Source organism: Allobosea sp. 05T422_2 (assembly GCF_056396265.1).
The window spans coordinates 1-5635 of the sequence record NZ_JBFTLD010000363.1 but is presented as its reverse complement, the minus strand read 5'-3'; the positions used below and the strand labels follow the sequence as shown (position 1 = coordinate 5635).

The window sequence follows — 5635 nt, the reverse complement described above, 5'->3', positions numbered from 1 at the left end:
TCGCTCGCCTGGTGAAGCCTGGGCGATCCGCTGCAAGCTGGTGTCGACCTTGGGCGAGGCCCGTCCGAACCTGCTCGAAGGTCGATCGACGCTGGAGGCAGAATTCGCTGATCCTGCTGATTATTGACCAGTTTTCCATTCGATAAGGCGCCCCATTCCGTTCCGCGAGGCGCTTGCTTGCCTCTGTTCGGGCGCCGTCCGGCGGAACCTCCGCTGAGGGGCGGGAACAGCCGCAGATGACGACGGGAGCGACGGTTAGAACTGCTTTGCGGCAAACGCCAATGCTGTTGCCGGAATTGATCATGCGTTTTAGGCATTACCAATGGAACTGATCTGGCTTGAGGATTACCTGGCGCTGGCTGATGCCTTGAATTTCTCCAGGGCCGCTTCTGCACGGCACGTGACCCAGCCGGCCTTCAGCCGGAGGATCCGCGCGCTTGAGGATTGGATCGGTGCGCCCTTGTTCATCCGCACCACGCATAGCGTMGCGCTGACACCGGCAGGCGAGCAGTTCCGCAATCAGGCGGAGGTTCTGACACGCGCGTTGCATCAGTTGCGGCGCGATACCCTGGAGGTTGCCGGACGTGGCGCCGGTCCGTTGTCTATCGCGGCAACCCACGCCCTTTCCTTCACGTTCTTTCCGAAATGGGTTCGTGGAAATGAGAAGATCCTGGCCCTTGGGACCCTCAACCTGATCTCCGACAGCATGCAGGCCTGCGAGCAGATGATGCTGCGGGGGGATGTGCAGTTCCTGCTTTGCCACCATCACCCCAGCATTGGCAGCCGGGTCGAAACCAGCCAGTTCAAGAGCATCGTGGTCGGGGCCGATACGCTCGTGCCGCTTTGTGCGCCCGACCAGGATGGGGCGCCGCGCTGGCGGCTCGAGCGCACTGTGCCGGTCAAGTATCTCGGTTACAGCGAGCAGTCCGGCCTGGGGCGGATCATTACCGGGCTTCGGCGCGCTGCAGATCGAAATGTTGCGCTGGAGACGGTCTTTACATCGCACCTCGCCGCCACATTGCTCTCGATGGCGCGCGCCGGAGACGGGGTCGCATGGCTGCCCCGAACATTGGCGGAGGAGGATATGTCGCTCGGCCGACTGGTCCAGGCCGGTGATCCCGGCCTGGCCATACCGATTGAGATCCGGCTGTTTCGTCCCATGGCCCGTCAGGGGCCCGTTGCCGAGGCCGTCTGGGCCGCATTCGAGCGGGGTTGAGGTTCAGCCCGCTATCAGGTGGCTGAACAGGATCGAGGTGCCGAGGCCGATGAGGGCGAGACCGCCGATCCGCTCGGCCCAGCGCCCGAATTTGGCGCCGACCAGGTTGCCGGCCATCATGCCCCCCGTCGACATCACGAATGTCGCAAAGCCGATGGCCAGCGCGACGACGAAGATGTTCACGTCCAGGAAGGCGAGCGACACGCCGACCGCCATGGCATCGATGCTGGTGCCGATCGCGGTCGCCATCAGGGCCCAGAGCGAGTTGCCATGCGCAGCATCATTGCGCTCGGCCGCAGGCTTCATGGAATGCAGGAGCATGCGCCCGCCGACGATGCCGAGCAGAACGAAGGCGATCCAGTGGTCGACGGCCGCGACATACTGGCTTGCGGCAAACCCCGCGGCCCAGCCTATGAGCGGCGTGATGGCCTCAACGATGCCGAAGACCACACCGGTGCGAAGCGCCTGCGTGAAACGCGGGCGGCTGGAGGCGGCGCCCCGCCCGATCGAGGCCAGCAGGGCGTCGACGGACATGCCCACGGCGAGCACGGCGATAGAAGCAGGTGACATGGCAGTCTCAAATTGCGGACGGAGGACCAGACGGATCTCGGGCCTTGTCCGCAAGGCCTCTCCGTCACGGTCTCGCTTGGCCGAAATCATCCGGCTGATCGCACCACGCAGTCCTCGCCGCGAGCGTGTTGATGCGATCGCGCGCCGAAGCACGCCGCTACTCCCCGATGCGTCTGCACCTAGTGAATCACGCTCATGATGTCAATTCGATAACGATTTCAAATTCTTAGCATTGAGACGCATTTGCATGTAGAAGAATGCCGCGGCCCTGCCGAAGCGACGCCGGGCGCGCTCGACGACCTCTGCGTCGAAGGCTACGGCTGGTGAGATCACGCGGGGAGGGGCACATCCGCCAGGCCGATTTCGTGCCTCTCGACTATCGCGCTTGCACCAGTCCTGTCCCTGCCGGACGTCAAACACGCGATCTTGAAACGGCAGCAACCGGAATTCCCAAGACAGGAATGGTCCGGCGCGTAGGATCGGCCGCGTGATGCCAATAACACCACAGGGGAGAACGACTGTGCCGCGCCTGACCGCCAAGGATTTTCCGCAGGAACTGCTCGAACTGTACGACTATTATGCGCACGGACGGATCACCAAGCGCGAGTTTTTCGATCGCGCCGGCAAATTCGCCGTGGGTGGCATGACGGCGGCGTCGATCCTGGCCTCGATGAGCCCCGACTACGCGCTCGCGCAACAGATCTCGTTCACGGACCCCGATATCACCGCCAGTTACCTCACCTACCCCTCGCCGAAGGGGAATGGCGATGTCCGCGGCTATCTGGTGCGTCCGGCAAAACTATCCGGCCGCGTCCCCGCGGTGGTCGTCGTGCATGAGAACCGCGGTTTGAACCCCTATATCGAGGATGTCGCGCGCCGGGTCGCGAAGGCCGGCTTCATCGCGCTTGCTCCGGATGGCCTGAGCTCCGTCGGCGGTTATCCCGGCAATGACGAGAAGGGCCGAGAACTGCAGCAGCAGGTCAATCCGGAGAAGCTGATGAATGACTTCTTCGCGGCCATCGAATTCCTGATGAAGAGCGATCAGACCACCGGCAAGGTCGGCATCACCGGCTTCTGCTATGGCGGTGGCGTCGCCAACGCGGCTGCCGTCGCCTATCCCGAACTCGGCGCGGCCGTGCCGTTCTATGGCCGTCAGCCCCGCRCCGAGGACGTGCCGCGGATCAAGGCGCCGCTCCTGATCCATTACGGCGCTCTCGACACCGGCATCAATGCCGGCTGGCCGGCCTATGAGGCGGCCTTGAAGGCGGGCGGGAAAACCTATGAGGCCTATATCTATCCAGGCGCCAATCATGGCTTCCACAACGACTCCACCCCCCGTTATGACGAAGCGGCCGCCAAGCTGGCCTGGGACCGGACCATCGCMTGGTTCAAGCGCTACCTGAGTTGAACGAGCGGAGCCTCATCCCGCCCGAGCGTGGGTGAGAGCGACCGGGGCGCGCCAGAATTCGCGGTCTCCGCACGGGGTAGGACGGCCATGGGCCGTTCGCTCTGCGCGGAGTACTGCGCCTGGGCGTGCAAGGGCCAAGGGTGGGCACGCGCTGTTCGGGGACGTGCTCCGCGAGAGCGCACATTCTGTTCGTGACGCTTGGGCTCGGTTTATAGCCGAATCAGCCTCATGATCCCGAGCGCTGCAGCCTATCGTTCCCGCGAGGTCCCATGCGCCTTGTCTTGACCACGACTGCCGCTCTTCTGTTCACGGCTCTCCCAACCCATGCCGATGAGCGCAGCGAGTGCCTCGCCGGCATCGCGCGCCTGCGCAGCGCGACTGCTGCAAGACCTGCCCCTCCCGACCGGGACACACTTCTCGGCACGCTGCGCCGGGCGGAGCGGGAGGCCGGCGAACGCCAGTTCGACGACTGTGTCGGGGTCCTCAAGGCCAGCGCCAGTGGCGGCGGCAAGAGCAGCCGGGATGACGATGACGCCGAGGAGGGCGCCGAAACCGAGGACATGTTCGGCTTTACGGAGGGCACCAGCATCCTCGAAAAGGGCAAGTTCGAAATCTCCGGCGCCGGCGAGGGTGCATTCGGCAAGCGCCTCGGCCGGTATCGGACGGGAGGCCTGGGTGGCAGCTTTGCGTTCGCCCCGGTCGACGGGCTCAGCATCGAGTTGGGGGCGGTCGGCAACCGCGTCTCGATCCGCGACGTACCGGGACTGGACAATCGCCACGGCGGCGGCTTCGGTGGCTTTGCCGCCGAGTTGAAATGGCAGGCTATCAAGCGGGGAGACGCCTCGCCCGTCGGCCTGACCTTTATCGTCGAGCCGGGCGCGAGCTTTCGCGACGCGGAGGCTGGCGGGCGTGGCCGGGGCGTGGGGCTGGAGGGGCGGATCGCGCTTGATGCCGAACTTGTTCCCAGGAGGTTGTTCGGTGGACTCAACCTGATCTACGAACTGGAGAAATTCCGCCCGCGCGGCGTAAACCTGTTCAATGGCGAAGCCGAGCCCTTGGAAGGCGTGTTATCCGGGCCGTGCCAGCCCTATGCCGAGGACGACGCCCTGGAGACATGCGTCGCGTCCGCGCGGCGCAAGTCAGCGGAGCGGTCCTCTCTCCTCGGGCTCTCGGGAGCACTCGCGATCCAGATCAACCCCAATGTCTTTATCGGCGGCKAGGTTCGCTATTTGCGCTCCTATGCCGGGCTCGGGTTGAACAGCTTCGAAGGACACGCCGTCTTCGTCGGCCCGACCCTCTACGCCAAGCTCAGCGAGACCGTGTCGATCTCCGCGGCCTACTCCGCCCAGATTGCCGGGAAGTCGGAAGCCACGCCAGGCCGGCGGCTCGATCTCGACAACTTCGCCCGTCACCAGGCCAAATTGAAGATCTCCTACGAGTTCTAGAGCGGATCGACATTCAGCGTAGCCATATCATTGCTGCGGCGAGGTGGACGAAGCCTGTGAAGTGGATGGTTCTGCGGTCGTAGCGTGTGGCGAAGCGGCGGAAGTGCTTGAGGCGATTGAAGCATCGCTCGATCCGGTTGCGGTGTTTGTAGATCTCGCCGTCGTGAGGGATGAAGACCTTGCGGTTGCGCTTGGACGGGATCACCGCCTGTGCCTTCATTGCGGCAATCTGGTTGCGCAAATCGTTGCTGTCATAGGCTTTGTCGGCGAGCGCCGCATCGGCTTCCTGACCTGCGAGGAGATCGGGAGCGGCTGTGATGTCGCTGGCCTGGCCGGGCGTGATGCGCAACCGCAAGGGCCGACCGAGCCTGTCGGCGAGCATGTGGACCTTGGTGGTCAGTCCCCCTCTGGAACGCCCCAGCGCCTGGTCCTTGGCCCCCCTTTTCCCGCCGCCGCTTGCTGATGGGCGCGCACGATGGTGCTGTCGAGCATCAGATATTGGTTATCACGGTCGGCGGTCAGCGCGTTGAACACCGMCTCCCACACCCCGGTATGGCACCAGCGACTGAAACGCCGATGCACCGTCTTCCACTTGCCATAGYGCTCGGGCAGGTCACACCAGTGGGCACCAGAGCGCAGAACCCACAGACAACCGTTCACAAACAGGCGGTTATCCGAGCCCGTCCGACCTGGATCGCTCGACTTGCCGGGCAGCAAGGGCGCAATCCGCAGCCATTGCGCCTCATTCAGCTCGTAGCKCTTGATCCCCATCATTGGCTCCGCGTCTCAACACGGAACCCCATGAATCAGACATCGCGCCAGTTGTGAATCCTGAATGTCGATCCGCCCTAGCTGTTTGATCCCGGGCTTTGATGGTGCAGTCTTTTCGCGTGAGTGGAAGGAGGCGCTATGGGCCAGGTTCACCATGGGAGCGCCACGACGACAGAGGCGGTTCGTCGAGCGATACAGCATAGTCAAGAGAGCCTGAGGGCTCTG

General features: G+C 63.9%; 4 protein-coding genes and 1 pseudogene. 3 read left to right on the top strand and 2 right to left on the bottom strand.

Annotation, left to right across the window (positions count from 1 at the left end; all coding sequences use genetic code 11):
* The first annotated feature begins 322 nt into the window (after window positions 1–322).
* Window positions 323–1216, top strand: a complete 894-nt coding sequence (locus AC1DJT_RS33895; RefSeq protein WP_441507920.1) for a LysR substrate-binding domain-containing protein — start codon at window positions 323–325, stop codon at window positions 1214–1216.
* A 3-nt stretch (window positions 1217–1219) separates the two neighbouring features.
* Here AC1DJT_RS33895 and AC1DJT_RS33890 read toward each other — a convergent pair whose 3' ends face one another.
* The gene (locus tag AC1DJT_RS33890; protein WP_441507919.1) at window positions 1220–1786 is read right to left on the bottom strand and encodes a manganese efflux pump MntP; all 567 of its coding nucleotides are present in this window, start codon (window positions 1784–1786) and stop codon (window positions 1220–1222) included.
* Window positions 1787–2306: 520 nt separating this feature from the next.
* Between AC1DJT_RS33890 and yghX the strand changes: the two genes are divergently transcribed.
* The gene (yghX, locus tag AC1DJT_RS33885; protein WP_476835794.1) at window positions 2307–3194 is read left to right on the top strand and encodes a YghX family hydrolase; all 888 of its coding nucleotides are present in this window, start codon (window positions 2307–2309) and stop codon (window positions 3192–3194) included.
* A 269-nt stretch (window positions 3195–3463) separates the two neighbouring features.
* The gene (locus AC1DJT_RS33880) at window positions 3464–4639 is read left to right on the top strand and encodes a hypothetical protein (RefSeq protein ID WP_476835793.1); all 1176 of its coding nucleotides are present in this window, start codon (window positions 3464–3466) and stop codon (window positions 4637–4639) included.
* A 13-nt stretch (window positions 4640–4652) separates the two neighbouring features.
* Here AC1DJT_RS33880 and AC1DJT_RS33875 read toward each other — a convergent pair.
* Window positions 4653–5410, bottom strand: a pseudogene (locus tag AC1DJT_RS33875) (IS5 family transposase).
* Window positions 5411–5635 lie beyond the last annotated feature (225 nt).